Annotated in this window: 25 protein-coding genes and 2 tRNA genes; 13 read left to right on the forward strand and 14 right to left on the reverse strand. The window is 68.4% G+C overall.

Annotated elements, in window-relative coordinates; genetic code table 11:
- The 7 genes from ACYVK7_RS17225 to ACYVK7_RS17255 all read left to right on the forward strand — a co-directional run.
- The coding region (locus tag ACYVK7_RS17225) for an HAD family hydrolase (protein ID WP_460888954.1) at nt 1-363 on the forward strand (363 nt) is incomplete at its 5' end.
- Nucleotides 360-977: a GTP cyclohydrolase I gene (gene folE, locus ACYVK7_RS17230; RefSeq protein WP_460888955.1), complete on the forward strand. Its 618-nt coding sequence runs from the start codon at nt 360-362 to the stop codon at nt 975-977. The genes ACYVK7_RS17225 and folE, both read left to right, overlap by 4 nt.
- Nucleotides 974-1477: a 6-pyruvoyl trahydropterin synthase family protein gene (locus ACYVK7_RS17235; RefSeq protein WP_460888956.1), complete on the forward strand. Its 504-nt coding sequence runs from the start codon at nt 974-976 to the stop codon at nt 1475-1477. The genes folE and ACYVK7_RS17235 overlap by 4 nt, the downstream gene beginning before the upstream one ends.
- Nucleotides 1474-2289: a nucleoside-diphosphate kinase gene (locus ACYVK7_RS17240; protein ID WP_460888957.1), complete on the forward strand. Its 816-nt coding sequence runs from the start codon at nt 1474-1476 to the stop codon at nt 2287-2289. The genes ACYVK7_RS17235 and ACYVK7_RS17240 overlap by 4 nt, the downstream gene beginning before the upstream one ends.
- A gap of 37 nt (nt 2290-2326) precedes the next feature.
- On the forward strand, nt 2327-3112 hold the full coding sequence (locus tag ACYVK7_RS17245; protein WP_460888958.1) for a DUF2797 domain-containing protein: 786 nt from the start codon (nt 2327-2329) through the stop codon (nt 3110-3112).
- On the forward strand, nt 3096-3737 hold the full coding sequence (locus tag ACYVK7_RS17250; RefSeq protein WP_460888959.1) for an AAA family ATPase: 642 nt from the start codon (nt 3096-3098) through the stop codon (nt 3735-3737). Before ACYVK7_RS17245 ends, ACYVK7_RS17250 begins: the two co-directional genes overlap by 17 nt.
- Complete coding sequence (locus tag ACYVK7_RS17255; RefSeq protein ID WP_460888960.1) at nt 3734-4954, forward strand: glycosyltransferase family 4 protein; 1221 nt, start codon at nt 3734-3736, stop codon at nt 4952-4954. The genes ACYVK7_RS17250 and ACYVK7_RS17255 overlap by 4 nt, the downstream gene beginning before the upstream one ends.
- A 106-nt stretch (nt 4955-5060) precedes the next feature.
- Here the strand turns inward: ACYVK7_RS17255 and ACYVK7_RS17260 are convergent, their stop codons facing one another.
- Nucleotides 5061-6161, reverse strand: a complete 1101-nt coding sequence (locus tag ACYVK7_RS17260) for a helix-turn-helix domain-containing protein (protein ID WP_460888961.1) — start codon at nt 6159-6161, stop codon at nt 5061-5063.
- A gap of 87 nt (nt 6162-6248) precedes the next feature.
- On the opposite strand from ACYVK7_RS17260, the gene ACYVK7_RS17265 reads away from it, so the two are divergent.
- Nucleotides 6249-7232 (forward strand): hypothetical protein, encoded by a 984-nt coding sequence (locus ACYVK7_RS17265; RefSeq protein WP_460888962.1) that lies wholly within the window; start codon nt 6249-6251, stop codon nt 7230-7232.
- Complete coding sequence (locus tag ACYVK7_RS17270) at nt 7222-8349, forward strand: ParB N-terminal domain-containing protein (RefSeq protein WP_460888963.1); 1128 nt, start codon at nt 7222-7224, stop codon at nt 8347-8349. The genes ACYVK7_RS17265 and ACYVK7_RS17270 overlap by 11 nt, the downstream gene beginning before the upstream one ends.
- Here ACYVK7_RS17270 and ACYVK7_RS17275 read toward each other — a convergent pair.
- From ACYVK7_RS17275 to gyrB, 8 genes are all read right to left on the reverse strand, one after another.
- Nucleotides 8318-9640 carry a tyrosine-type recombinase/integrase gene (locus ACYVK7_RS17275; RefSeq protein ID WP_460888964.1) on the reverse strand — a complete coding sequence of 441 codons (1323 nt, stop codon included), beginning with the start codon at nt 9638-9640 and terminating at the stop codon, nt 8318-8320. The two genes, ACYVK7_RS17270 and ACYVK7_RS17275, sit on opposite strands and share 32 nt — an antisense overlap.
- A gap of 3 nt (nt 9641-9643) precedes the next feature.
- The gene (locus ACYVK7_RS17280) at nt 9644-9976 is read right to left on the reverse strand and encodes a helix-turn-helix transcriptional regulator (RefSeq protein WP_460888965.1); all 333 of its coding nucleotides are present in this window, start codon (nt 9974-9976) and stop codon (nt 9644-9646) included.
- A 123-nt stretch (nt 9977-10099) separates the two neighbouring features.
- A tRNA-Ala gene (locus ACYVK7_RS17285) sits at nt 10100-10172 on the reverse strand.
- 12 nt (nt 10173-10184) lie between these two features.
- Complete coding sequence (locus tag ACYVK7_RS17290) at nt 10185-10304, reverse strand: DLW-39 family protein (RefSeq protein ID WP_229872280.1); 120 nt, start codon at nt 10302-10304, stop codon at nt 10185-10187.
- A 35-nt stretch (nt 10305-10339) separates the two neighbouring features.
- Nucleotides 10340-10413: transfer RNA gene (locus ACYVK7_RS17295), tRNA-Ile, on the reverse strand.
- A gap of 147 nt (nt 10414-10560) precedes the next feature.
- The gene (locus ACYVK7_RS17300) at nt 10561-11811 is read right to left on the reverse strand and encodes a DUF3566 domain-containing protein (protein WP_460888966.1); all 1251 of its coding nucleotides are present in this window, start codon (nt 11809-11811) and stop codon (nt 10561-10563) included.
- Nucleotides 11811-14471 carry a DNA gyrase subunit A gene (gene gyrA, locus ACYVK7_RS17305; RefSeq protein ID WP_460888967.1) on the reverse strand — a complete coding sequence of 887 codons (2661 nt, stop codon included), beginning with the start codon at nt 14469-14471 and terminating at the stop codon, nt 11811-11813. Before gyrA ends, ACYVK7_RS17300 begins: the two co-directional genes overlap by 1 nt.
- Before the next feature lie 158 nt (nt 14472-14629).
- Nucleotides 14630-16711 (reverse strand): DNA topoisomerase (ATP-hydrolyzing) subunit B, encoded by a 2082-nt coding sequence (gene gyrB / locus ACYVK7_RS17310; protein ID WP_460888968.1) that lies wholly within the window; start codon nt 16709-16711, stop codon nt 14630-14632.
- Nucleotides 16712-17278: 567 nt separating this feature from the next.
- Here gyrB and ACYVK7_RS17315 point away from each other — a divergent pair.
- Nucleotides 17279-17932: a PT domain-containing protein gene (locus ACYVK7_RS17315; RefSeq protein ID WP_460888969.1), complete on the forward strand. Its 654-nt coding sequence runs from the start codon at nt 17279-17281 to the stop codon at nt 17930-17932.
- A 125-nt stretch (nt 17933-18057) separates the two neighbouring features.
- Here the strand turns inward: ACYVK7_RS17315 and ACYVK7_RS17320 are convergent, their stop codons facing one another.
- The 5 genes from ACYVK7_RS17320 to dnaA form a co-directional block, all read right to left on the reverse strand.
- Nucleotides 18058-18573 carry a DciA family protein gene (locus ACYVK7_RS17320; RefSeq protein ID WP_460888970.1) on the reverse strand — a complete coding sequence of 172 codons (516 nt, stop codon included), beginning with the start codon at nt 18571-18573 and terminating at the stop codon, nt 18058-18060.
- Nucleotides 18574-18592: 19 nt separating this feature from the next.
- A complete protein-coding gene (gene recF / locus ACYVK7_RS17325; RefSeq protein WP_460888971.1) occupies nt 18593-19831 on the reverse strand; it encodes a DNA replication/repair protein RecF in 1239 nt (412 codons plus the stop codon).
- Between the two features lie 26 nt (nt 19832-19857).
- Nucleotides 19858-20754: a phosphogluconate dehydrogenase (NAD(+)-dependent, decarboxylating) gene (gnd, locus tag ACYVK7_RS17330; protein WP_460888972.1), complete on the reverse strand. Its 897-nt coding sequence runs from the start codon at nt 20752-20754 to the stop codon at nt 19858-19860.
- A 134-nt stretch (nt 20755-20888) separates the two neighbouring features.
- Nucleotides 20889-22019, reverse strand: a complete 1131-nt coding sequence (dnaN, locus tag ACYVK7_RS17335; RefSeq protein ID WP_460888973.1) for a DNA polymerase III subunit beta — start codon at nt 22017-22019, stop codon at nt 20889-20891.
- Nucleotides 22020-22659: 640 nt separating this feature from the next.
- Nucleotides 22660-24096: a chromosomal replication initiator protein DnaA gene (gene dnaA, locus ACYVK7_RS17340; RefSeq protein WP_460888974.1), complete on the reverse strand. Its 1437-nt coding sequence runs from the start codon at nt 24094-24096 to the stop codon at nt 22660-22662.
- A 430-nt stretch (nt 24097-24526) separates the two neighbouring features.
- Between dnaA and rpmH the strand changes: the two genes are divergently transcribed.
- Genes rpmH through yidD form a run of 3 tightly spaced genes read left to right on the forward strand, consistent with a single transcriptional unit; the run spans nt 24527 to nt 25350 of the window.
- Nucleotides 24527-24664, forward strand: a complete 138-nt coding sequence (rpmH, locus tag ACYVK7_RS17345) for a 50S ribosomal protein L34 (RefSeq protein ID WP_108493057.1) — start codon at nt 24527-24529, stop codon at nt 24662-24664.
- 3 nt (nt 24665-24667) lie between these two features.
- Entirely contained in the window at nt 24668-25045 is a 378-nt protein-coding gene (gene rnpA / locus ACYVK7_RS17350) for a ribonuclease P protein component (protein WP_460888975.1), read from the forward strand.
- A complete protein-coding gene (gene yidD, locus ACYVK7_RS17355; RefSeq protein ID WP_460888976.1) occupies nt 25042-25350 on the forward strand; it encodes a membrane protein insertion efficiency factor YidD in 309 nt (102 codons plus the stop codon). The genes rnpA and yidD overlap by 4 nt, the downstream gene beginning before the upstream one ends.
- Nucleotides 25351-25396 lie beyond the last annotated feature (46 nt).

The raw sequence follows: 25396 nt of genomic DNA on the forward strand, positions 1-25396 counted from the left end.
AGCCCTACACGCCGCTGCCCACCCGGTCCCGGCAAGCCTGGAAACCAACTAACCAGCTCTCCACCAAACCCGGGGCTTGACAACCTGTCGAAGGCAACGGCGTTGGATGCGGTCCGGCAGACCCTGGGTATACCGAGCACTCACACGGTCGCGGTGGGCGACGGCATCAACGACATCGCGATGCTGACCTGGGCTGCCCGGGGAGTTGCGATGGGTCATGCCCCTGCCGAGCTGAGGGCAGTCACCGACGAGGTCACCGGGACCATCGCGGAGAACGGCGTCGTTCCTGTGCTGCGGTCTTTGCTCGCGACGTCTCCTGCCTCTATCTCCCGCAATTCCACCTTCGATCGGAGCGTCAGATGAGCATCCTTGCCCAGAACGCCGACACTGCAGCCAGTGATACCGGCGCCGCACATGACGACCTCGCCGACATTTCTACGGCCGAAGCACATGCCGGGCTGATGCTCACGGCGCTCGGTCTGGATGTGTCCGGCCCCGGCCTGATCGCTACGCCGGGCCGGATGGTCCGTGCCCTGCGCGAGATGACCACACCCCCGCAGTTCACCCCGACGGACTTCGAGGTCACCGCAGAGCCCGGCCAGCTAGTCCTGGTACGAGACATCAGATTCGTTTCGGTGTGCGAGCACCACGTGCTGCCCTTCGTCGGTGTCGCTCACGTCGGGTACGTACCGCGCTACCGGATCCTCGGGCTGAGCAAGGTCGCCCGCGTCGTGCACCACTACGCGCGCAGGCTCCAGGTCCAGGAGCGACTGACCCGGCAGGTCGCGGACTGGATGTCCGGACAGCTCGACGCCGCCGGAGTCGGCGTGCTGATCTCTGCCGAGCACACCTGCATGACTCTGCGCGGAGTCGGAGCGGCCGGGTCCAGCACCAAGACGTCTGCGCTGCGTGGCCTGCTCCTGGACGACGTCGCCGCTCGCGCCGAGTTCATGTCGCTCGCGACAGGCCCGGCATGACCGTCTCGACGGCGGCCCGCCACCTAGCCCGGGCACGCGTAGGCGGCCCGGGCTGGGACTTCAACGCTGCCCACACCGGCTTGCACGACGGCGCCTTCGAGCCCTTGCACGGGCACACCTACCAGGTCGCGCTCACGGTCTGGGGTGAACCGGACGATGCCGGGATGATCGCCGACTTCGCCATCCTCAAGAGCGCCCTGCGTGCGACCCTGGCCCCGCTCAAGCGCCGCACCCTGCTCGCGACCAGTACCCCTGGCGTGCTGGTGGCCGAAGATGACGAGCTGGTCCATGTCACGGGCGGCGGCGCCTTCTTCACCTTGCCGCGCCGTTGGGTCGCGCTCTTGCCGATCGCGAGCACGAGCACCGAGGCGCTCGCCGGGTACCTCGCCGACCAGCTCGCGGTGCAGCTTGCCGTCTCGTGCCCGAGCGTGGAACGACTCGAAACGACGATCACGGAGTCCGCTGAGTGCGCTGCCACTGTCGAGGTAGTGCTCCGATGAATGTGGATCCGCTACGGCTCAGTGCCGCCCTTGGACTGGGTCTGGAGACATGGCTGCATGGCGCGGTAGCGCCCCCGGTCGCCGTGGAATCGGCGTGGGATGCCTGGTGGATCGCGATCCGTTCCGGCGGTCTCGTGCGCCCGATGCTCGACGGCAGGTCAGCGTGCCCGGTGTGCTCGGTGTCGGTGATGGCCGAAGTCGTGCGAGCGGTCCCTGAGCATCCAGGTCTGGAGTGGCGATGCGGTTGCTTCATGGCGTGGGCGTCCGCGATGCGCAGCCCGTCACCTGTACTGCGTAGGACGTGGGCGTTGCCGCAACGGCTCACCGTCGCGCTCCTCAAGCCGGGCGCTCCCGAGGCCGAGATCTGGGCGCACCTGAGACGGCGATTCCGGATCGTGCATCAGGCCGAACGAGCCTTGACCGCTGCCGACTGCAACCGGCTCTACCCCGACGCCTACGGCACGGACTTCGTCGCCACGACCTCCGCCTACCTTACCTCCGGACCGAGCCAGGTCCTCGTTCTGGTGGGCGGGGATGACGCCGTCGTCACCGGGCTCGACGTGAAACGCGCGGTGCGCAAGGAGCTGGCCACTGACAGGATGCGGAACCACCTGCACATGCCTGACACCCCCGCCGAAGCCCTGGCCGACGTCGCCCTGCTGGCCGGGACCGACACTCTGCAGACTCTCTACGACCGCTGGGAGACACCCCATGACCGACACGCCCGCACCCGCCTGGCGGCCTACCGGGCTCGTCTGGACCCAGACCGACACACCGGCCGCGATCCTGGAGTGGCTCTCCCCCACCGGTGAGGTGCGCTCCAGTGCCCTGGACGTCGGGGCACGGCTGGTGCTGACGGTCGGCCTGGACCGCCGGTGCGTCGGGCTCTGGTGGGACGGGCGCCGCATCCCCTGCGTCGCCCAGGCAGCGATCGCACCGGAAGCGAAATCCGGTCAGTGCGAATCGTGCGCCGCGATAGCCCGCTCCCGGTCCATCGCGACCGACACGAGACTGGACGACTCACGGGAGTTCAGCGTCTACCTCGCCCATCATGGAAGCCTGGTCAAGGCCGGGATCACTGCCACGGAACGCGGACAGGTTCGGCTGCTGGAACAGGGTGCGCTGTCCTCGCTGTTCCTCTCGGCCGGCTCCCTGATGTCCGCTCGGCGGTGCGAGTCCCTGCTGACCGCTGCGCTCGGCCTGCCGCAGCAGGTCCACACCGCCCGCAAGCGTGCCGCCCGCCTGGCACCCGGGACGGCGTCGTCCCGCGCAGAGGATCTGGCTGCCGTCGCTGAACAGGCGGCTGGTCTGGACTGGCCGCCCGGCCAGAGGCGGACCAGCGCTGAGCCGGTGGACCACACGCGGGCCTATGGGCTGACTGACGAAGGCGTCGCCCCGGACCGTCAGCTCGACCCCCTGTACGTCGGAGCGACGATCAGCGGCGAACTCATCTGCCGGATCGGGCGCGACCTGTACCTGACGGCGCCTTACGGTGTCGTGCTGCTCGATACCGGCCTGCTGCAGGGCTGGGCGCTGACCCGAGCCGATCACGACACGTCGTTCACCGCACCGACCTCACCTGTGGCGCCGTCTCCGAAGCCGTCCAGGGAGACCGAGCATGACGTCCTCTTCTGATGAGCAGACGCTGAAGGGGCCTGTCGTAGGCTGCGCGGGCGTTATTGCGGTGGAAGGCATGCCAGGCGCCGGGAAGACCACAGCGATGACCGTCCTCGCCGACCGTGGACATACCGTGCTCGGCGAGTACACCGACGACCACGCGCAGTCACTCACCCTGGCCGCGCACCCTCATCACGACGACGAGCACCAACATCTGGCGAACTGGCTCCGCAAGGATTCCCAGGCCCGCCGACTGGCCCGTACGAGCGGCGCGGTCATGGACCGGAACTGGCTCACCGCTCTCGGCTGGGCCGCGTCCGTCGGCGGCTTGCCCGACCGCGCCGGGTGGGCATACTCCCAGCTCGTTGCCGGGCGGCTCACCCTGCCGGAGCGCTGGATCGTCTTGGACTGCACCGTCGAGACGAGCCTCACCCGCCGTCGCGAACACCTCGACCTCACGCACCCGTGGGCCCGCGCGGAGCCGCTCGACCGGCTTCGCGCGTTCTACTGCGACCCTGCCGCTGCCGTCCGGCCCGCGCTGCGCACCCTGGCTGATGCCCTCGCCACGGTGCCCGTGATGAGGATCGACGCTGAGGCCGACCGTGATGCCGTCGGGCACGCCATCTGCGAGGCCACACCGTGAGGCACGCGCTCGTCGTCGCGCTCCACGACGGCTTCTACAGCGCCGCCACCGGCGCGGGCCTGTCTAATCAGGCGCTCTTGGCAGCCGTCGCCGAGCACTTGCCCGACGGGACCGACCTGGTTGTCGCGCCCGTCCACCTCGACCCGACTAGCCCTGAGCACGGCCACACCGCTCACCAGCGGACCCTCGCAATCCTCGACCGCGTCCCGCACAAGGTCATACCGCTGAGCAACGGGACCGGCGGGCAGAGCCGGTTCGGCGACCTAGCCGCGTTTCAGCACCTGGCCAAGGACTCGGCGCGCGTGATCAAGGACCTGAAACGCGACTACGGCAGCGGAGCACTCGTCGCGATCGACCGGCCGTTCGTCGGCCTCGGCCCTCACCTGTCGGATGACCCTTTGTGGAACATCGTCTACCTGCCACGATCGAGCGCTCTGCACCACGCCGACGTTGAGCACACGGATTGGGAGAGTCGTGGCCTGGTCGGCTGGCTGCGTGCCGGCGCGACAATCGGAGCCATCAGCACCCACATGCGCGAGCTCCTGGACGACCAAGCAGTCCCGACGGACCGAATCCTCGATGTACCGAACGGGCTGACCGGGGCCGTCGTGCCGCTCTCCGCTGCACCGCCGATCCCGCCCGAAGCCGAGAGTGGATTCCTGCTCGCGTTCGGCCGCGCCGCACCCTACAAGGGATTCGACGACCTCCTCGACGCACTCGACCACCTGCGCTCCAGGGGCGTTCCGGTCCCGCACCTCGTGCTCGCCGCCGTCACCGACGATGGCGGACCGAGCGCCTATCAGCTGCACCTCAGGCGCCGCTGCTCCGACCTGGCAGTCACACTCTGGACGCGCTTCAACCGCGGCATACCCGGGCTGCTCCGCCACCCCGCACTGGGTGGGGTGATCGTGCCGTCCCGGGTCGAACCGTTCGGGCGCATCCCGCTGGAGGCGTTCATTGCCGGAGCCGGACCCGTTGTCGCCACCACCGTCGGCGGGCTCACCGACACCGTCATCGACGGCGTCACGGGCTACACCGCCACGCCAAGGTCCCCGATTGCCCTCGCCGATGCGATCCAGCGCGCACTCAACGCTGATCCCCAGGCCGTTGCGCTGATGGGCCTCGAGGGCCGCCAGCTCGCCGCCGACCGGGACTACACGCGCATCATCGGCGCCCTGGTGGAACATCTTCTCGACCGGCGTCCGATGACATGTTGAGCATGAGGCTGCCCCGGTCGTCGAGACCCCGTCGTGGCCGTGGATGCCTCGCACACGTCGTCTCGGCGCACCGCAACGCGTGAGCTTCGCTGTCGCCGTAGCGCTCTTACAGTCCCGGTGCGTCTAGGCCTCCGCTGTCGCGCCGATGGGACGGGCCCGCTGGGGACGGCCAGGGCTCGGTCTTCGGTGGCTGGGGTTTGGTTCGCCGTGTCGGTGCCTGCAGGTTGGTCTCGAACGCGGTGGCTGGCCGGGTCAGGTCGGGTGGGGTCCACCGGTCTTCGGGGTCGTTCTGCAGGTAGAAGGGTGTGGCTCCGGGTTCGGGGGCGCCGATGGTCAGGACTCCGTGCACGTCGGGCCGTTCGAACGGATCCTCGATGAACCCGGGAGGGGGCGTGGTGGCGACATGCTCAGCTAGCGCCCGTTCCTCGTCGCTCACTGCGGGCCTGGTATCGCCGACCTTGGCCGCGAGCAGCTGGTAGGTGGTGATTGCGTCGAGGGCCAAGCGTGCGAGGTCGTAGACCTCCATCCGCAGGACCCTCATGAACTCAGCGGGCGCGGGGGCGCCGACCGTCTGGGCACGCGCTTCCAGGGCTCCGGCCTTCTCTTCTTCTCGGAGCATCGCCAGGAGTTGGCCGCGGGCCTCGAATCTGCCGTAAGCGGTGATGGCCGCCAGGCGTGCTTCGAGGACTCTGCCGTACCCGCCGGTGAACCATGCGACGGCAGCGGGAGCTCGCTCGGTATGGCCGGGCAGGATCTCGGCGCTGGTGTTCTTCAGCACGCCCCGCCGGACCACCCCCACGGGTGTGGATGTGGCGGTCGGGACGGTGCTGACCTCCAGCGGATACAGGATCTCGACCGGCGAGACGCCGAGCGCGGCGGCCAACACGGTGACGTCTTGCAGGTAGATCTTCTCCCGCGGCCTGGTCTCCAGGTTCGCGATGCTCGCCCGCGCCATCGGGTAACCCAGCGCGGCGGTCCGGTCGGCGACCTGCTGCGTCGTCAACCCAGCGGCCCGACGGACAGAACGTAACCGCTCGCCGATACCCGCAGTCCAGGACCTCGACCACGCCTGGCCATCATCCGGCAGGCGCACACCACCAGGCTGGCCGGGTCTGATGGCGAGATCGGGGTGTTCGGGCTCGGTGGGCTGTCCCATGCGCATCAGGTTATCCCCTATGCGCGCGATCACAACGCTCCAGTTGTTCATGTGTCAATCTTGCACATAGTCCGCTTTCGGCGTAATGTATTGCACACGCCGTGGTGTGCCGATGCGTGCCGTGGCTGGGGACTGATGATGAGCGATCAGAGCACGGGCGCGGTTCGGACGGCAGGGCCGGACCGCCACCCCGACCAGCAGCCCGCCGGTACTTCTTCGCGCCCCGACGCCGCCACGGCACCTTCGCCCGCCGGCCGGAACGGTGGCCCCGCCGACACAGGCGCTGCGCCGGATTTCACTACCCCAGATGGACTCCGCTCCCTGCTGAACCGGCTTGCCGGGGCAGGTGATGAGGCGTGGTCGACGGATCTGGAGGCCGCGGAGCTGCTCGCCTACTGCGCCGTCCGGTACCGGGCCATGGCACGCAAATACCGTCTGACCGAGCACGATGCCGTTGTCGCGGCGTTCGAAGTTCTCCGCAACGACGCGGTACGGCACGCCGACAACCCGTGGGCGGTCGTGACCGTAGCGGTGAAGCGCACCTTGGGGGCCGAGGCTCGGGCCAATCAGCTCCTGTGCTCTCCGAGCCGCGCGCGCCACCTGATGACTCACACCGACCTGCCACCTGCCCTGCGTATCGGCGACCCGTCTACACCGACTGCGACACCAGCAGGTGAGACTGCCCCCTGGCTCGAACTCGCCCTCGCCACCACGAACGCGGGCGCGACAACAGCAAGCGATCTGGACCCGACCACAGCCGCCACCATCGCTAGGGTCCAGGCCGCGACCCGGACGACGATCGCAGTCCTGGTCGCGGTCGGATGGCCCCAAGACGTCGCCATGGCCGGTTTGGAACACATCACCACGACCCTGACCACAGCAGCCGGTGTACCCGCCGCACGCGACCGCTTGCGCAAGGACCGCCACCCCGCAGCGGAACTCGACATCGACCGGGCAGCCTGGACCCGCCTCGTCTCTGCGGTCCTGGGCACCCCGGCCCGGCACGGCCTCCTGCACCGCCTCCTGGCCGGGCACACCGCATGCCTGGTCATCGAGCAGGACGCGCATGACCTGACCCCGCCCCACCACCTCGACGCCCGGGAGGCAAGACATGCCGCATGACAACACCGACGGGCTACGGCTGGACCGCGCCGTCGACTCGATCACCGTCGGACACCGGCACCGGCGCGAGCTGGGCGACCTCCAGGCGCTGTGTGACTCGATCCGTCGTGTCGGGCTGCTGTGCCCCGTGACTGTCACCCCGGACGGCCTGCTGCTGTGCGGGTGGCGACGCCTGGAAGCCGTCAAGCTGCTCGGCTGGAAGACCGTACCCGTCTTCGTACGCCGTGCTTCGGCCGCGCTGCGCGACCTCATCGCCGAACACGACGAGAACACCATCCGCGAACCCCTACCGCTGGAGACCGCCGAAGAGCTGTACCGCGAGTACAAGACTGCAGAGACCGAACAAGCCGCCCGCCGGCAGCAAGCCACCCGCTTCCATGCCGCCAAGAACGCGACCAACGCAGGCTGGAAGGACGGCAACACGAACGGCGGGGGCAAAAAGGACAACACCGGCCCCGCCGAATCGGCGGCACCGGGACCGGCAGAGCCCGTTCCGGGTCAACACGGTGACGCGCGCGCCAAGGCCGCCCAGATGGTCACCGGCACCAAGTCCTATACCCGCCTCGAACACGCCGGACGGATCAAGGACACCCGCGACGACCCGGACATGCCCGAACATGTCCGCGCCATGGCCGAGACTGCCTGGCACGACATCACGAACAACGATGCATCCCCCGAGAAACACTGGAAACTGATCCGCGCTGCGATCACCGAATACGACGCCACCGACGCCAAGCCCCCGGCAGGCGACCGGCAGAATGATCCCGCCGAGCTAGCCGCCGTAGCCCGGGCCGCGCTCGCCCGACCACGTACACCGCGCCCCAAGGCGCCCGCGTCCGACGACGCCAAAGCAACAGCGCCAGGTACAACACGACCCCTCGCCGAGGTTGTCGCCGACGTCAACGAATGGATCGACCGGGCCGACGTCGCTGGACTCGCCGCAGGCACGAGCAGCAGCGACCTCGCCCACCTGCACCGCGCGACCGAGCGCCTCGACCACCTATGCATCGAGCTTCATGCCGCCCACCGCAAGCGGCACCCTGCGCTCCGGCTCAAGAAGCAGACCGGAGCGCAGAGCCACGCCGCTAACGGAGAGCAGCAACCTTCGCTCTGGTGAGCTGGCTCTTGGATGCTTCGGCGTCCTCGGCAGCCTGTCGCGCTGCTTCCCGGTCGCCGAACTCGACCATGGCTTGCAGCACCGCCGAGGTGTCCGGCGCGAGCCGCAGGCGTTCGATGTAGTGCCTGCCGGTGACTCCGGCGTCGATCGCGTGTCCGAGCAGTGCTGCGGCGTCGGCTGCTCGCATCTTGCGCGCGACCTGGGTCGCCACTGTCGAGCGCAACAGGTGGGGGTGCACCTCGCCCTTCATGTCCGCGAGCTCCAAAGCAGTGCGCAGCATGCGGCGGAGGTTGTGCGTGGAGACGGGCCGCCCGGCGTTGCGACCGTCTTTGAACAGGCGCCCCTGGAAGACGGCCATCTCGGCGGTCGTATCGGCGGGCCGGATCGAGTTCAGCGCGTCAACGGCGAACTGCGGGATGATGATGGTGCGGGCTCCGGCGTCCGTCTTCGGCTTGCCCTGCCGGACTACCCCCTGACCCTTGATGTCGGTCAGGGTGGCCTCCACTGCGATCGTGGGCAGCCCGTCGGGGGAGAGGTTCACTTCTCCCCACCGCAGGGCCAGCACTTCGCCGATTCGCAGGCCGGTACCCAGCATCGCGTCTACCGCAACGCGCAGGTGCCCGGTCGGCTTCGGGCCCAATGCGCCTTCCCTCGACTCCTCCCAACTACGCACGACCCTGCGCAGTCGACCGATGTCCAACGCGGTGATCGCCTTCGGCTGCGGCTTCTCCTTCGACGGCGCGATCGTCTTGCGCATGGGGTTGTCCCGCAGTGCGTCGTGCACGACGGCACGGTCGAGCACCTGGTTCACCACGTTTCGTGCCTGACGCGTCGTGGTGACCATGTTGTGCTTGCCGCCCTTGCCCTGCTTCAGGAGGGTGTCCAGGAACTTCTGGCACAGCGCCGGTGTCAGCTCGTTCAGTCGCCGCTGACCCAGGCGCGGGACGACGTGGTTGCCGATGACCCGCTCGTACTCATCCACGGACTGCGGAAGGATCGGCGGCTTCGGCCACGACGACCGCTCCCGCATCTCCTCGATCCACTGCCGACACGCGAGTCCGACCTTCGACGTCGGCTTCAGGTCGTCCGAGCCGCGTGCCGCGCCGAGGCGCTCCCCGACTCCTTTCTGCACGTTCAACCGGGCCGCGTCTCTCGTCGACGCGTTGCGGGAGACCCACACCTCCGAGCGGTCCCACAGGCAGAGCCGGGTGCGGCCACGCCACTTGTCGGGGCCGGTCTCCTGAAGAAAGATCTCACCGTGCTCGCCCGGCTCCAGTCGCTGCTTGCCCACGAGTCACCACCCCGACCCGTTGCCAGCAGAGCCTCGCTCGCCGCTCGGCTCGCCGTCGATGTCCGACTCCGCGGCAGAGGCGCATGCAGCCAGCCATTCAGCCACGTCCGCCTCCGCGAACAGCAGGTGGCGCCCGACCTTGTAGGCCCGCGGCCCGGTGCCGCGCTTGCGCCAGGTGTGCACCGTGGCCGGCGTCGTGCGCACCAACGCGCACAACTCGTCCAGCGTCCACATCGGAGTGCGGTCCAGCCGGTGGCGCTGCTCATCGGGCGTCGTGCTCATACCCATGATGAGTCCGGCGGCGACCAAGTCCCGCCCGCATTCACCGTCGATCACGGGCAACCGTCGGCGCCGCAATCGTGTCACGAACCGTGTCATCCTCATCGCATCGCTCTTTCGTCGATGCCTCACGAGGAACGTCGAAGGCCGTTGACCAGCAGGTCAACGGCCTTCACCAGGTGGAGCCAGCGGGACTCGAACCCGCAACCCCCTGCTTGCAAAGCAGGTGCGCTACCAATTGCGCCATGGCCCCGCTGAGGGCCGCTCAGTCGATCGAGTCGGTGACCTCGGACCACAGGTCGCGCCCTGCCGCGTCCTCACTGAGCTTGCGCCAGAGAACGTAGCCGGCGCCGGCAGCGAGCAGCACTACGAGCAGCTTCTTCACGAGTTCCTCCTGAGGAGCCTCTGCAGGTCCGGGAGTGGGGCTAGGAGGACTTGAACCTCCGACCTCTTCCTTATCAGGGAAGCGCTCTAACCGTCTGAGCTATAGCCCCGGGCGAGCGTTCCGCACGCTCACGCGACACTGGAGGTTACCCCAGGCAGGGACGATGTCCCAAACCGAAATCGTGGTCCGCGGTGTGACGTGCGTCGAGTCGTGCGCAACAGCGCACGAGAACGCTCTGGGTGACGCCGAAGAGGCGTCAGTCGTCGGTCAGCGTCATGTGCACGCCGCCGACAAGTGCTGCCGTGATGTTGTACAGGAACGCCATGATGGTGGCGATCGCCGTCAACAAGACAATGTTACAGATGCTGATCAGGGTTGCCAGCGAGATCACGCGGGGGAACTCCACGAACTGCGTGAGGTTCACGTTGCTCTGCGGCCCCACGGCGTCCACCACGAACTCCTGCACCGTGGTGAACACGCCGAAGCTGTTCAGTACCGACCAGAACACGGCGGTCGCGACCACGGTCATGATCGCGATCGCCACGGCGAGCAGGAACGCCAGCTTCATGACGGACCACGGGTCCACCCGGGAGATCGCGAGCCGCACCCGACGCGGGCCGGCCGGGGCCGGACGCGGTGCCTCGGGTGTGGCACCCGACGCGGGCTGTGCGGGCGCCTGCGGCCCCGGAGCGGCCGCCGCCTGCGCGTCGGCCGTCGTGGCGGTACCGCGCACCCCTGCTGCCGTGTAGTGCATCTCGGGCCGCGTCGTGGACTCGTTCGTGGGCGTGGAGCTTCGCCCCTCGTCGTCAGGCATGATCGACGTCACCTTCTTGGCTGCGCTACGGGCCGCGTCAAGGGCGGCCTGAGCCGCCTTCATCGCACCGGCCCGGACGCCGTCAGTGCTCTCGGCAGCACCCGACGGCGCCGGCGGGACGCTGGGCGCCGGAACCCTGTTCCAGGACTTCGCACTCGTGTCGGGCTCCTGCGCCGCGGCGCTCTGCGGAGCCGGGGTGGCCTTCGAGGCAGGAGCGTCGGTCTTCTCCGACACCCGCCCGATCGCCGAGACCAGCCCCGGCGGGGCCTTGGGCTCGCTCTTCGCGGCAGCCGGTGCCGCGGGCGCGCTCTCCTTACCGGTTCGACCCGCCTCATAGGCGGACCGCCAGACGCCTCCGGTCGTCGGGACTCCCGAGGCGTTCTCGTCCGGGGCGGGGGGAACAGGGGTCTCCGTACGGGCCGACGACGTGGCCGCGGCGGACCCGGAAGCGCTCGCCGGCGGTGCCGGCGGCGCGGGGACAGCGACCGGGCCGGACCTCAGGTCGGTGTTCTTGCTCGCGTCCGAGGCACCGTTCGAGGGGGCGTCGGGTTCCGCCGCGTCGGACTGCGGTGCGTCGGGTGCCTCGGCCGGAGCCTGCTCCCCGGTCACGTCCTTGCGCACCCGGGTGGTCTCCAGGTCTTCCTCGAGCGCGGGCGACGCCGTGCGCACGGGCCCGCTCTTGTCACTCGTCATCAGCTGTCCTCGCGTCCGGTGCTGGTCTGCTCAGGGGTGCTCGGAACTTCATCAGGGTTCGGAATCCCTTCCACGGTAACCCGCTCAGGGGAGTCGCCGTCGGAGTTCTCGTCCACGGCACCCGCAACCTCGCCCGCGTCTTCACGCTCCGCGTTGCGCGCGACGGCGATGATCCTGTCGCCCTTGTCCGGCTTTGCGAAGGTTACCCCCTGCGTGTTCCGCCCGGTGAGATTGACCTCGGCCACGGCGGAACGCACGATCTTTCCGCGCTCCATGATGACCAGCACCTCGTCGTCCGCGTACGTGACGAGCGCACCCACGAGATCACCGCGCGCCTCGACGAGGTTCGCGACCTTGATCCCGAGACCGCCACGGCCCTGGATCCGGTACTCCGAGATGCGGGTCCGCTTGGCGAACCCACCCTCGGTGACGACGAACAGGTCCGCCCCGTCGATCACGACAGCAGCGGAGAGCAGCTCGTCGTCCTCGCGGAACTTCATGCCGGTGACGCCCGAGGTGGCGCGGCCCAGCGGACGGATGGACTCGTCGTCCGCGTGGAACCGGATCGACTGGCCCTTGCGCGAGACCAGGATGAGGTCGTCGTCGGCGTTCACGAGCCGAGCCGAGACCAGCTCGTCCGCGGCGCCGTCGGCGTCCTCGCGCAGGTTGATCGCGATGAGGCCGCCCGAGCGCGGGGAGTTGTACTCGCTCAGCCGGGTCTTCTTCACGAGACCACGGCGCGTCGCCAGGACCAGGTACTCCGCGGCGTCGTAGTCGGGGATGTCGAGGACCTGGGCGATCTTCTCGCCCGGCTGGAACGCCAGCAGGTTCGCGACGTGCTGCCCCTTGGCGTCCCGGCTGCCCTCGGGCAGCTCGTAGCCCTTGGCCCGGTAGACCCTGCCCAGGTTGGTGAAGAAGAGCATCCAGTGGTGGGTCGTCGTCGTGAAGAAGTGGTCCACGATGTCGTCCTCGCGCAGCTGTGTGCCGCGCACGCCCTTGCCTCCCCGCTTCTGCGAACGGTAGTTGTCCGTCCGCGTCCGCTTGGCGTACCCGCCGCGGGTGATCGTGACGACCACGTCCTCCTCGGGGATGAGGTCCTCCATCGACATGTCGCCGTCGTACGGGAGGATGGTGGTGCGTCGCTCGTCGCCCCAGCGCTCGGTGACCTCGTCGAGCTCGTCGCCCACGATGGATCGCTGGCGCTCGGGCCGGGCGAGGATGTCCAGGTAGTCGTCGATCGCGGCCTGGAGCTTGGCGTGCTCGTCGAGGATCTTCTGCCGCTCGAGAGCGGCCAGACGGCGCAGCTGGAGCGCGAGGATCGCGTTCGCCTGCTGCTCGTCGATCGTGAGCAGCTCCATCAGCCCGGTCCGCGCCTCGTCGGCGTCGGGGGAGCGACGGATCAGCGCGATGACCTCGTCGAGCTCGTCGAGGGCCTTGAGGTAGCCCTCGTAGATGTGGATCTGGTCCTGCGCCTCCTTGAGGAGGTACTCGGTACGCCGCCGCACGACCTCGATCTGGTGCGTGGTCCAGTGCCGGACGAACGCGTCGATGCTCAGCGTGCGCGGCACCTCGTCGACCAGCGCGAGCATGTTGGCGCTGAAGTTCTCCTGCAGGGGCGTGTGCTTGTAGAGGTTGTTCAGCACCACCTTCGCCACCGCGTCGCGCTTGAGCACGATCACGAGGCGCTGCCCCGTACGGCCCGACGTCTCGTCGCGGATGTCCGCGATGCCCTGGATGCGGCCGTCGTTGACCAGGTCCGCGACCTTCGACGCCAGGTTGTCCGGGTTCACCATGTACGGCAGCTCGGTGATGACCAGGCAGATCCGGTTCTGGATCTCCTCGACGTTCACCACCGCGCGCATCGTGATGGAGCCGCGGCCCGTGCGGTAGGCGTCCTCGATGCCCTTGTGTCCCAGGATCTGCGCACCCGACGGGAAGTCGGGGCCCTTGATGCGCTCCAGCAGCGCCTCGAGCAGCTCCTCGCGCGTGGCCTCGGGGTGCGCGAGGTGCCACCGAACGCCTTCGGCGACCTCACGCAGGTTGTGCGGCGGGATGTTCGTGGCCATGCCGACCGCGATGCCGGCCGAGCCGTTGACCAGCAGGTTCGGGATCCGTGCCGGAAGGACCACCGGCTCCTGGGTACGGCCGTCGTAGTTCGGCCGGAAGTCGACGGTGCCCTTCTCGATGTCGCGGACCATCTCCAGGGCCAGCGGCGCCATCTTGCACTCGGTGTACCGGGGGGCCGCCGCGGGGTCGTTACCCGGGGAGCCGAAGTTGCCCTGGCCGGCGACCAGCGGGTAGCGCAGCACCCAGTCCTGGACCAGCCGGACCAGGGTGTCGTAGATAGCGGTGTCACCGTGCGGGTGGTACTTACCCATGACGTCGCCCACGACGCGCGAGCACTTGGAGAACGCCCGGTCAGGGCGGTAGCCGCCGTCGTACATCGCGTAGATGACGCGCCGGTGCACCGGCTTGAGGCCGTCCCGGACGTCGGGCAGTGCACGGCCCACGATCACGCTCATCGCGTAGTCGAGGTACGACCGCTGCATCTCTAGCTGGAGGTCTACCTGCTCGACACGGCCGTGGTGCACCGCGACTCGCGCGTCCTCCATGGGAATGCCGTCGTCAGGGTTGTCCACGCCGGGGGTCTCGTCCGTCACCGTCTGTACTTCCTTCCCACGCCGGTGGGCGTGTTACTTCGTCTCCTGGGCCGCCATGTCCGTGCCCGGTGCCGCGCGCCCTGATCGGGTGGTCGCTCCGGGACGCCTCAACTGACGCGGCTCACGTCGATGTCTCGCGGGACCCGCGAGCTCGCTCCTCAGATATCAAGGAACCGCACGTCCTTGGCGTTGCGCTGGATGAAGGTGCGGCGGGACTCGACGTCCTCGCCCATGAGCACCGAGAAGATCTCGTCGGCCGCGGCCGCGTCGTCCATGGTCACCTGCAGCAGCGTCCGGTGGTCCGGGTCCATCGTGGTGTCCCAGAGCTCGGAGTAGTCCATCTCACCGAGGCCCTTGTAGCGCTGGATGCCGTTGTCCTTGGGGATCCGCTTGCCCTGTGCGGTGCCGGCCTCGAGGAACGCGTCGCGCTCCCGGTCCGAGTACACGTAGTCGTGCGGGGCGTTGCTCCACTTGATCCGGTACAGCGGCGGCTGCGCGAGGTACACGTGGCCGTGCTCGATGAGCGGACGCATGTACCGGAACAGCAGCGTGAGCAGCAGGGTGCAGATGTGCTGGCCGTCCACGTCGGCGTCGGCCATGAGCACGATCTTGTGGTACTTCAGCTTCGTGATGTCGAAGTCCTCGCCGATGCCCGTGCCGAACGAGGTGATGAGGGCCTGGACCTCGGCGTTGGACAGCGCCTTGTCGAGACGCGCGCGCTCGACGTTCAGGATCTTGCCGCGCAGGGGGAGGATCGCCTGGTTGTGCGGGTTGCGCCCGCGTACCGCCGAACCGCCGGCCGAGTCGCCCTCGACGATGTAGATCTCGCACTCGTCGGGGAACCGGGACTGGCAGTCCTTCAGCTTGCCGGGCATGCCGCCGCCGTTGAGGATTCCCTTCCGCCGGGTCGCCTCGCGTGCCTTGCGCGCCGCGATCCGGGCCTGGGAGGCCGAGATCGCCTTTCGGATCACGTCGCGCGCCTCGTTCGGGTGCGCGTCGAACCAGTCGACGAGCTGCTCGCGCACCACACGCTGCACGAAGGTCTTGGCCTCCGTGTTGCCCAGCTTCGTCTTGGTCTGCCCCTCGAACTGCGGCTCGCCGAGCTTGACGGAGATGACCGCCGTGAGGCCCTCGCGGATGTCGTCACCCGTGAGGTTGTCGTCCTTCTCCTTGATGATGCCCTTGTCCCGCGCGTAGCTGTTGACCAGCGTGGTCATCGCCGCTCGGAAGCCCTCCTCGTGCGTACCGCCCTCGGTGGTCGAGATCGTGTTCGCGAACGTGTGCACCGACTCGCTGTAGGCGCTCGTCCACTGGAGCGCGACCTCGACGGCGATCTTGCGCTCGGTGTCCTCGCTCTCGAACGAGATCACCTCGGGGTGGATCAGGTCCACGCGCTTCGCGGAGTTGAGGTGGTGGACGTAGTCCATGAGGCCGTGGTCGTACTTGTACGTGACCGTGCGCCAGCTCTCCGCCGCCTGGTCCGGGTCCTGCGGCTGACCGTCCGCGTCCGGCTTGCCGTCCGTACCCACGACGTCGTCCGCCGCGACGTCCGGCTCGGCGCCCGTGACCTCGTCGGTGGGCGAGGAGTGGCCCGCGCGCTCGTCGGTGAGCGTGATCTTCAGGCCCTTGTTGAGGAACGCGTACTGCTGGAACCGGGCCCGGAGCGTCTCGAAGTCGTATTCCGTGGTCTCGAAGATCGAGCCGTCGGCCCAGAAGGTCTGTGTGGTACCGGTCTGCTCGTCGGGGCCGAGGGGCTCGAGCCGGTCGACGCCGGTGACCGGGTTACCGCCCTCGGTGTACTCCTGACGCCAGTGGTACCCGTCACGGCGTACCTCGGAGACGAACTTGTGGCTCAGCGCGTTCACCACGGACATGCCGACACCGTGCAGGCCGCCGGAGACCGCGTAGCCGCCGCCGCCGAACTTGCCGCCGGCATGCAGGATCGTCATGACGACCTCGAGCGTGGGCTTGCCCTCTGTGGGGTGCATGGCGACCGGGATACCGCGGCCGTCGTCGGTGACCCGTACGCCACCGTCGTCCATGAGCCGCACGTCGATCTCGGTGGCGTGACCCGCCAGGGCCTCGTCCACAGCGTTATCCACAATCTCGTACACAAGGTGGTGGAGCCCACGCTCACCGGTCGATCCGATATACATGCCCGGTCGCTTACGAACGGCCTCGAGACCTTCCAGGACTGTGATGTTCCCGGCGTCGTAGCCGCCGTCGATTCGCTCTGTCACGGGCGGGGTTGCTCCTCGTCTTTCAGGCACACGATGTGCACGACGACGGACGTACCAGCTGGCTGCACGAGCGGCTCGGACCCTCAGGGTTCAGGCCATGCTCGGGTGCTGACGTACGGTCCGACGGCTCGTCGGTGCTCAGCGTTCCGGGCTCTCAGGACGATCCTGGGAAGCCGGCGCGGTTGACCCCCTCATACTACCTTCTGAGCGGCGAAAACCCGGGATCCGCTGCCGTTTCCGGCCACTCCTCCACAACCTTTCTCCACAGGGTGATTTTTGGGGTCCAGGACGGGTTCCGAGGCGGCTGCCAGGCCCCCACCCACGAGTCGTACTGGCGTTCGTCGGACGCCGTGGCCCGTCGTCGGCGGACGGTCCCCGCACGCGCGTTCGGCCTGCGACCTTCCCTGGTCATGAAACATCTTCGAATCGTCATGCCATCCCCTGCCGAAGGTCAGAACACCTGTGGGCGGAAGGTGATATTTCTCTGATTTGTCGTTTTCTGCTCTAATAGCGCCGACCGGTCATATGCGCAACTTGGCGCACTGTCTCACTTCGAAGGGCTACAGAGTGAAGAAGCTTCTCGCCGGCGGAACTCTCGCCGTACTGGCGTTCGGCGGCATGATCGCCGGGGCGGCTCCCGCCTCGGCACACACCCCGGTGGTCTCCGCGGACTGCGGCTGGGTGGACGTGAACCTCACTTACTACAGCGGAGCCAAGGTCACGGTTGTCATCGACGGCACGACCGTCGAGGACACCGAGTTCTCCGACACCTTCCAGGGGCGGTACGACGGCCTCGCGCTCGACGCGGCGCACGAGTGGTCCGTCACCGTCGACGCCTACGACAACGACAAGTTCGACTGGGCCGACTCCGGCTCGCTCGAGGCCTGCGAGGCTCCGCCCGTCGAGGAGGAGCCCACACCGGAGCCGACCGTGCCTCCCGTCACCGAGGAGCCGTCGCAGGAGCCCAGCGTGGAGCCCACGGTGGAGCCCACGGTGGAGCCCACGGTGGAGCCCACGGAGCCCGCGGAGGAGCCGACGGACGAGGCCTCCGTCGCGCCCGTCGACGAGGAGCCGGCGCCGTCGCCCAGCCCGTCCTCCGACGAGCCTCCCGTGCTCGCGGCGACCGGTGCGACCGTCGGTGGCGCTGTCGCGTTCGCCGCGCTGCTCGCTGCTGGTGGCGTCGCCCTCGTCTGGGCCCGCAAGCGCATGCAGAACGCGTGAACGACTAGTTCCTGGCTGACGCCCCGGCGCAGCTGATCAGAGAAGGGCTCCTCGGCTTCTGGCCGGGGAGCCCTTCTTGCTGTCTGCCGCACGGGTCCGTGCCCCGGCTGTCCACAGGCCGACGCTCAGCCCCACGTGTCCCGCGGGCCGGGGCCCCGTACCGATCGAGGTCCCTTCCGGAATCCAGGGCCCGCCGGTCCGAGAACCGTGACCTCCTCGACAACGCCCTCCCCGATCTCCTCCGCCACCCGACGGCGCAACGTCGGCGCGAGCAGGCGCAGCTGTGTCGCCCAGGCCGTGGAGTCCGCACGCACGACGAGCACCTTGTCCTCGAACGTCTCCGGCGTGCAGTGGTCGGCGATCTCCTGGCCCACCACCTCGCGCCACCGGCCCATGACGCCGCCCACGGAGACGTCCTCGGTCCAGCCCTTCTCGCGCAGCAGCCGGCCCACCACCGCCCCGAGGAGCTGCGGGTCCCGCGCGCCGGGCCCTGCTCCACTCGAGCGCGGTTCGGCCAGGGGAGAGCGGCGCGACGGTGCGCCCGGCCGCAGACCGCGGGCACGAGCCGCTGCCTTCGCCCGGTTGAGGGCGGCACGCGCCACCTCGGAGGCGGGTGTCAGAGGGGGCTCAGAGTTATCCACAGGCCCCTGTGGAGATTCGTCAGTCACGGGTCACCGTCCCAGGTTCCACGTGAAACCGTACGCCGTCCAAGGTGACGGGGATGTCCTCGGGCACCGCAGCGGTCACCAGCACCTGGCGAGCCGGGAGCACCAGGTCCGCGAGGCGCTGCCGACGTCGCACATCGAGCTCGGCGAACACGTCGTCGAGGATGAGTACCGGGTCGGCGTCCGTGCCCAGCTCGGGGTCCCAGAACGCGGGTGAATCCGCCGAATTCTGCGGATCTCCGCCAAGGAGTCGGAACGATGCGAGCCGCAGCGAGAGGGCGAACGACCAGGACTCGCCGTGACTCGCGTAGCCCTTTGCAGGGAGTCCGCCCAGGGTCAGGACGAGGTCGTCGCGGTGCGGCCCGACGAGGCTGACTCCACGTTCCAGCTCCTGCGGACGCGCCGTGACCAGGGCTTCCAGCATGAGGTCCCGCAACCGCCCCACGTCGGAAAAGTTATCCCCAGACCCTGTGGACAACTCCGGTGGATGACCGGTCGAGAGCGCCGGGAGCGACGACCGGTAGGTGATCTCCGCGTGCCCGTCTGCGTCGCTCACCTGCTCGTACGCTGCCGCGACGGCGGGGCGCAACGCGTCGACCAGCTGAAGCCGCAGGGACAGGATCTCCGCACCCAGCTCGGCAAGGCGGGCGTCCCAGACATCAAGCGTCGCGAGCTCCGCCGCCGCGCTCTCAGAACGCGACGAACCACCACCCGCCCTCCGGGCCGCCCGCGCCGACTTGAGGAGCGCCGAACGCTGCCGCAGTACCCGCTCGTAGTCGGAGAGCACCGCCGACACCCGGGGCATCATCAGCACGAGCAGCTGGTCCATGAACCGCCGTCGGCCGTCCGGCTCCCCCTTGACCAGCGCGAGATCCTCCGGGGCGAAGAGCACCGTGCGGAGGACTCCCAGCACGTCCCGCGCCCGCACCGCCTGGCCCCGGTTGATCCGCGCGCGATTCGCCTTGCCCTGGGTGATCTCCAGCTCGACGGTGCTCGCGCGGTCCCCCCGGACGATCCGTGTCCGCACGACGGCGCGCTCTGCACCTGACCGGATGAGCGGCGCGTCGTTGGCGACCCGGTGTGAACCGAGCGTCGCGACGTAGCCGATGGCCTCGACGAGGTTGGTCTTGCCCCGGCCGTTGCGCCCTACGAAGGCGTTGACCCCGGGCTCGAGCTCCACGTCGGCCGACGCATACGACCGGAAGTCCAGCAGGGAGAGGTGGGAGACGTACATCGGTAGGAGATCGTACGTCCCGCTCGCTACTCCGCCGACTTGACCGCGTGCCCGCCGAACTGCTGGCGCAGCGCGGCCACCGCCTTCATGGCCGGCGACTGCTCCTGGCGGGAGGCGAACCGTGCGAAGAGCGCGGCCGAGATGACGGGGAGGGGCACCGCCATGTCGATGCCCTCGTCCACGGTCCAGCGGCCTTCACCGGAGTCGTCGACCCAGTCGTCGAGGAGGGCGAGCTTCGGGTCCTCCTCCAGCGCCTTGACCATGAGGTCGAGCAGCCATGAGCGCACGACCGTGCCGCGGCTCCAGGCCCTCATGGTGCCGTGGACGTCGGTGATGACGTCCGACTTGGCCGCGAGCAGCTCGTAGCCCTCCGCGTAGGCCTGCATCAGGCCGTACTCGATGCCGTTGTGGACCATCTTGGCGTAGTGGCCGGCACCCACACCGCCGGCGTGCACGAAGCCCTCCTCGCGGGGGCCCTCGGGGCGGAGCGCATCGAAGACCGGCATGACGGCCTCGACGTCCGCGTCGGCACCGCCGACCATCAGCCCGTACCCGTTCTCCAGGCCCCACACACCACCGCTCACGCCCACGTCCAGGTAGCCGATGCCCTTCTCGGCGAGCTCCGTGGCCCGCTCCTGGTCCTCGACGTAGTGCGAGTTGCCACCCTCGATGACGATGTCGCCCTCGGTGAGGATCTCAGCGAGCTGGTCGAGCACACCACGCGTGGGCTCGCCCGCGGGAACCATGACCCAGACGACCCGCTTTTCCTGGGGGAGCGCGGCCGCGAGATCACCGAGCGTCGGGACGTCGGACACCTCAGGACGCGGATCGAACCCGGTGACCTCGATACCGCCCTTGCGCAGGCGGGACCGCATGTTGTTGCCCATCTTCCCCAGGCCGACGAGGCCGATGTGGGTGACCATGTGTGTGCTTCCTCCAGGGTCGATCAACGGACTCGCTCGTGGCGGGCGGCCGTCCATGGCGCAGCCTGGCTTTCCAGACTGACGGGTGTCGGGCTGTGGATATCGGGGTACGTCAGAGGACGGGCCCCGGACCGTCAGCCGGTGAAGCGGATCGGAACCAGCAGGTAGCGGTAGGCGGAGTCGTCTTCGCCGTCCAGGCTGCCCTGACCGGTGAACTCGACCGGCTTGTTGGGGTGGGTGAACGAGAGCCGCACGAAATCGGTGCCCAGCGCGCCGAGCCCGTCGAGCAGGAACTGCGGGTTGAAGGCCACCGCGATGTCCTCGCCCACGAGCACGGCCTCCAGCGCCTCGGACGCCTGGGCGTCGTCACCGTGGCCGGCGTCGAGCACGACCTGGCCCTCGCTGAACGACAGTCGGATGGGGGTGTTCCGCTCGGCGACCAGGCTCACGCGCTTCGCCGCCTCGATCAGCGGCGCTGTGGCGACAACGGCATGGATCGGGGTGCTGTCCGGGAACAACCGACGTACAGCCGGGTAGTCGCCCTCGACGAGCTGGGATGTGGTCTGACGCCCGCCTGCCTCGAAACCCACAAGGTCGAGACCCTGGCCTGTGGACAACCCGAGGTTCACGAGACCGCCCGACCCGAGCGACTTGGCGACGTCGTTCAGCGTCCGTGCGCGGACGAGGGCCACGGCGGAGAACCCAGGTGTCGCAGGCGTCCACGTGAGCTCGCGCAGCGCGAGACGGTAGCGGTCCGTGGACAGCAGCGTGATGCGCTCGCCCTCGATCTCGACCCGGACACCGGTCAGCAGCGGCAGGGTGTCGTCACGGCTCGCGGCCACGGTCACCTGTGCGACGGCGTGCGTGAAGGCGTCGCCGGAGACGGTACCGCTGACCTCCGGGAGGCCCGGCAACGCCGGGTACTCGTCCACAGGCATGGTGAGGAGGGTGAACCGGCTGGCGCCACAGGTGACGATCACCTTGTTGCCCTCGAGCGCCACGTCTACGGGCTTGTTGGGCAGCGCCCGGGAGATCTCGGCCAGGAGACGACCGGAGACCAGCACGGTGCCGGGCTCCGCGACCTCAGCGGGGATCTCCGACCGCGCGGACGTCTCGTAGTCGAAGCTCGCGAGGTTGATCACGCCCTGCGCATCGGCCTCGATACGGACCCCGGCCAGCACGGGGGCCGGTGGGCGCGTGGGGAGCGTGCGAGCGGTCCATGTCACGGCATCGGCGAGGACGTCGCGCTCGACCCTGAACTTCATGCCGTTGCATCTCCTCTTGTTCCTGGACTGTCGAGGGAAACCCTACGCGAGTTGGTGACCGCGTGGCACTCGATAGGCAGGAGCTGTGGATGGACTTCTTCCGGGCTCTCGTACTAGTGTTCGAAGAGGTGCGCCGAGCGCTCGGCCCGCCTGATGAAGGCGCGCAGATTTCCCTCTGAGAGATAGATGTCGTAGTCGTAGTAGGTGTTGTGGAAACTGGGGATATCCCGTCTTCGCGCAGGTCAGAGGACCTTTTCTCCTGTGGAGGAGCTGTGGGTCCACCTGTGCAAGAACTGGGGACACCTGTGGAGGGCCGTTTTTTGTACACAGGCTGTCCACCGATCAGGGTGTCTCCGCCCACAGAAGATCGGGGTTCATCCACAGCCATCCACAGCCTTGTCCCCAGGCTCATCATCGCTGGTCACGGCGGTGGAGGGAGTTCTGCACAGATCTCGTCCACAGCACTGGGGATAGCCGAGGGGGATCGGGGAAATCCCGGGGATCCGTGTGTGGATAGACCTGTGGAGGTGCGGATACGCAACACCCCCGTGCACCGGATCGGCTGTGCACAGGGGTGGGGAAAAGTGTGGAAAGAGGCGGACTGCCCGGTTTCGGTGAGAGCCGGAGACCGTTCTCGAGGTCAGCCGCGCTGCTGCTGCTTGATCCGGCTCGTGAGCTCGGTGACCTGGTTGTAGGTCGAGCGGCGCTCCGCCATCTGGCCCGCGATCTTCTTGTTGGCGTGCATGACCGTCGTGTGGTCACGCCCTCCGAACTGCTGGCCGATCTTCGGCAGAGACAGGTCGGTGAGCTCGCGGCACAGGTACATGGCGATCTGCCTGGCCGTCACGAGCACCCGGGATCGTGACGAGCCGCACAGGTCGTCGATGGTCAGCCCGAAGTACGCGGCCGTCTGTGCGATGACCACCGCCGGCGTGATCTCGGTGGTGTCGTCGTCATCGGTGATGAGGTCCTTGAGGACTATCTCCGCGAGGGCGAGGTCCACCTGTTGCCGGTTGAGGTTCGCGAAAGCGGTGACGCGGATCAGGGCGCCCTCGAGCTCCCTGATGTTCGTCGAGATGCGGGAGCCGATGTAGGAGAGCACGTCCGCGGGGACGTCGAGGTGCTCGCTCGCCGCTTTCTTCCGCATGATCGCGATGCGGGTCTCGAGGTCGGGCGGCTGGACGTCGGTGATGAGGCCCCACTCGAAGCGGGACCTGAGGCGGTCCTCGAAGCCGTTGAGCTGCTTGGGCGGCACGTCCGACGTGATCACTACCTGCTTGTTGGCGTTGTGCAGCGCGTTGAACGTGTGGAAGAACTCCTCCATCGTCTGTTCCTTGCCCTGCAGGAACTGGATGTCGTCGATGAGGAGGACGTCGACGTCGCGGTAGCGGCGCTGGAACGCGCCGGCCTTGCCCTCGCCGATGCTGTTGATGAAGTCATTGGTGAACTCCTCGGAGTTCACGTACCGCACCCGGATGTGTGGATACAGGTTGTGGACGTAGTGCCCGATGGCGTGGAGCAGGTGGGTCTTGCCCAGCCCGGAGTCGCCGTAGATGAAGAGCGGGTTGTAGGCCTTGGCGGGGGCCTCGGCCACCGCGACCGCTGCCGCGTGCGCGAACCGGTTGGACGACCCGATGACGAAGGTCTCGAAGATGTACTTCGGGTTGAGCCTGGTCGGCTCAGCCGAAGGCTTCGGGGCCGGCTGCGGCGCGATCGGCATCTGTGCCTGCTCGGGCTCCGGCGGCTCCTGCTCGAGGGAGAGCGCGGCAGGTCCGGAGATCTGCGAGGGACCGGCGAGCGTTCTGCTGCTCAGCTCTGGGTCCACGGTGATACCGAACCGGACGTCCCTGCCGAGGACGGACGACATGGCGGAGACGAGGTCGTCCCGGACCGCGGTCTCCAGGTACGTACGTGTCTGCTCGTGGGGGACGGCGATGAAGACCATGTCGTCCAGCACCGCCATCGGCTTGGCCAGGCGGATGAAGGCGAGCTGCCGGGGGCTCATATCGGGCCGGGCCTCGAGCGCCGTCAGGGTCTGTGCCCAGACGTCGCCGATGTTCTCGTCCGGGTTGGCCACTGGCTTTCCTTCGTCTCGTGCGCGGGGTGCTGCAACTGCTGGGGGTGACTTGGAGTCTGCCATGATGGGGCACCGTCCACACAGTTGTCCACAGGTTGTGGATTGCGTGGATCACCGCTGGACAGGTGGTACACGGGCCGGTCAGCGGGCCCTCCGTGAGGTCGCTTCAGGCGCGCGGTGTGGCGCGCCCGACACGCATGATCCAGCCGTTCTGGTTTGACCAGAAGGGCGTCGACGGCGTAACGTCATACAGCCGTTCCAGGTACTTCTGCGCGCCCACACACGGATCCGAGCCGCGTCTCTCGACGTCGGCCACGACCAGTGGACCAGGCCCCGGGTCGGCTCGGCAGATCGCTCTACTGATCGGCCAACATTCACTGCATCGTCGAGGACAGACGGTGTGCCTACCCCGACGTTCTTGGAGTACCTCGTGAGCAAGCGGACCTTCCAGCCGAACACCCGCCGTCGTGCAAAGACCCACGGCTTCCGGCTGCGCATGCGCACCCGTGCCGGCCGCGCCATCCTGGCGGACCGCCGGCGCAAGGGTCGCGCCGAGCTCTCAGCCTGAGCCATGTTGCCCGCGGCGCACCGATTGCGCCGTTCCGTCGAGTTCGAGCGGACGGTGCGCCGCGGCACGCGTGCAGGTCGATCGACCGTGGTGGTCCACCTCCTGGTTCCGGACGAAAAAGTCCCGGACCCAGGATCGGGAACTCCTCAGGTCGGTTTTGTCGTTTCCAAGGCTGTGGGTAACTCCGTGCAGCGCAACCTGGTGAAGCGTCGGCTCCGTGCCGCCGCTGCGGAGCAGCTCTCGACGTTGCCGAGTGCCGCCCGGGCCGTCGTGCGCGCGCTTCCGCCCGCCTCGTCGGCCACGTTCGCGGATCTCGAACGGGACCTCGACTCATGCCTGCGCCGTGCTGTCGCACGCGCCACCGGAGACGGCAAGAGATGACCACGACCCCCGCACCCGAGGGTGAGGCACCGGCACGCGAGCCCTCGCTGATCGGCAGGCTTCCGGTCACCCTCCTCGTGGGGATGGTCCGCTTCTACCAGGCGTTCATCAGCCCGATGAGCCCTCCGAGCTGCAAGTACTACCCGTCCTGCTCGCAGTACGCCCTGATCGCCTTCCGGCGTCATGGTGCGCTGCGCGGGCTGGGGCTCGCGCTGTGGCGCCTGCTGCGGTGCAACCCGTGGAGTCTCGGCGGTGTCGACGACGTACCGCCCGCGCGCGGCGCACACACTCACGCCGAGGGCTGACCGGCTCCGGCTCGGGCTCGTGGTGCCGTACATGACACCCGCACCT

The sequence above is a fragment of the Promicromonospora xylanilytica genome (assembly GCF_054782895.1).

What these genes read in the sequence shown, in the direction of transcription:
- ACYVK7_RS17235 (WP_460888956.1), top strand. Translation starts at nt 974, where the DNA reads ATGACCGTCTCGACGGCGGCCCGCCACCTAGCCCGGGCACGCGTAGGC.
- ACYVK7_RS17265 (WP_460888962.1), top strand. Translation starts at nt 6,249, where the DNA reads ATGAGCGATCAGAGCACGGGCGCGGTTCGGACGGCAGGGCCGGACCGC.
- rnpA (WP_460888975.1), top strand. Translation starts at nt 24,668, where the DNA reads ATGTTGCCCGCGGCGCACCGATTGCGCCGTTCCGTCGAGTTCGAGCGG.
- recF (WP_460888971.1), bottom strand. Translation starts at nt 19,831, where the DNA reads ATGTACGTCTCCCACCTCTCCCTGCTGGACTTCCGGTCGTATGCGTCG.
- ACYVK7_RS17270 (WP_460888963.1), top strand. Translation starts at nt 7,222, where the DNA reads ATGCCGCATGACAACACCGACGGGCTACGGCTGGACCGCGCCGTCGAC.
- ACYVK7_RS17240 (WP_460888957.1), top strand. Translation starts at nt 1,474, where the DNA reads ATGAATGTGGATCCGCTACGGCTCAGTGCCGCCCTTGGACTGGGTCTG.
- gnd (WP_460888972.1), bottom strand. Translation starts at nt 20,754, where the DNA reads ATGGTCACCCACATCGGCCTCGTCGGCCTGGGGAAGATGGGCAACAAC.
- folE (WP_460888955.1), top strand. Translation starts at nt 360, where the DNA reads ATGAGCATCCTTGCCCAGAACGCCGACACTGCAGCCAGTGATACCGGC.
- ACYVK7_RS17260 (WP_460888961.1), bottom strand. Translation starts at nt 6,161, where the DNA reads ATGAACAACTGGAGCGTTGTGATCGCGCGCATAGGGGATAACCTGATG.
- dnaN (WP_460888973.1), bottom strand. Translation starts at nt 22,019, where the DNA reads ATGAAGTTCAGGGTCGAGCGCGACGTCCTCGCCGATGCCGTGACATGG.
- ACYVK7_RS17300 (WP_460888966.1), bottom strand. Translation starts at nt 11,811, where the DNA reads ATGACGAGTGACAAGAGCGGGCCCGTGCGCACGGCGTCGCCCGCGCTC.
- ACYVK7_RS17250 (WP_460888959.1), top strand. Translation starts at nt 3,096, where the DNA reads ATGACGTCCTCTTCTGATGAGCAGACGCTGAAGGGGCCTGTCGTAGGC.
- yidD (WP_460888976.1), top strand. Translation starts at nt 25,042, where the DNA reads ATGACCACGACCCCCGCACCCGAGGGTGAGGCACCGGCACGCGAGCCC.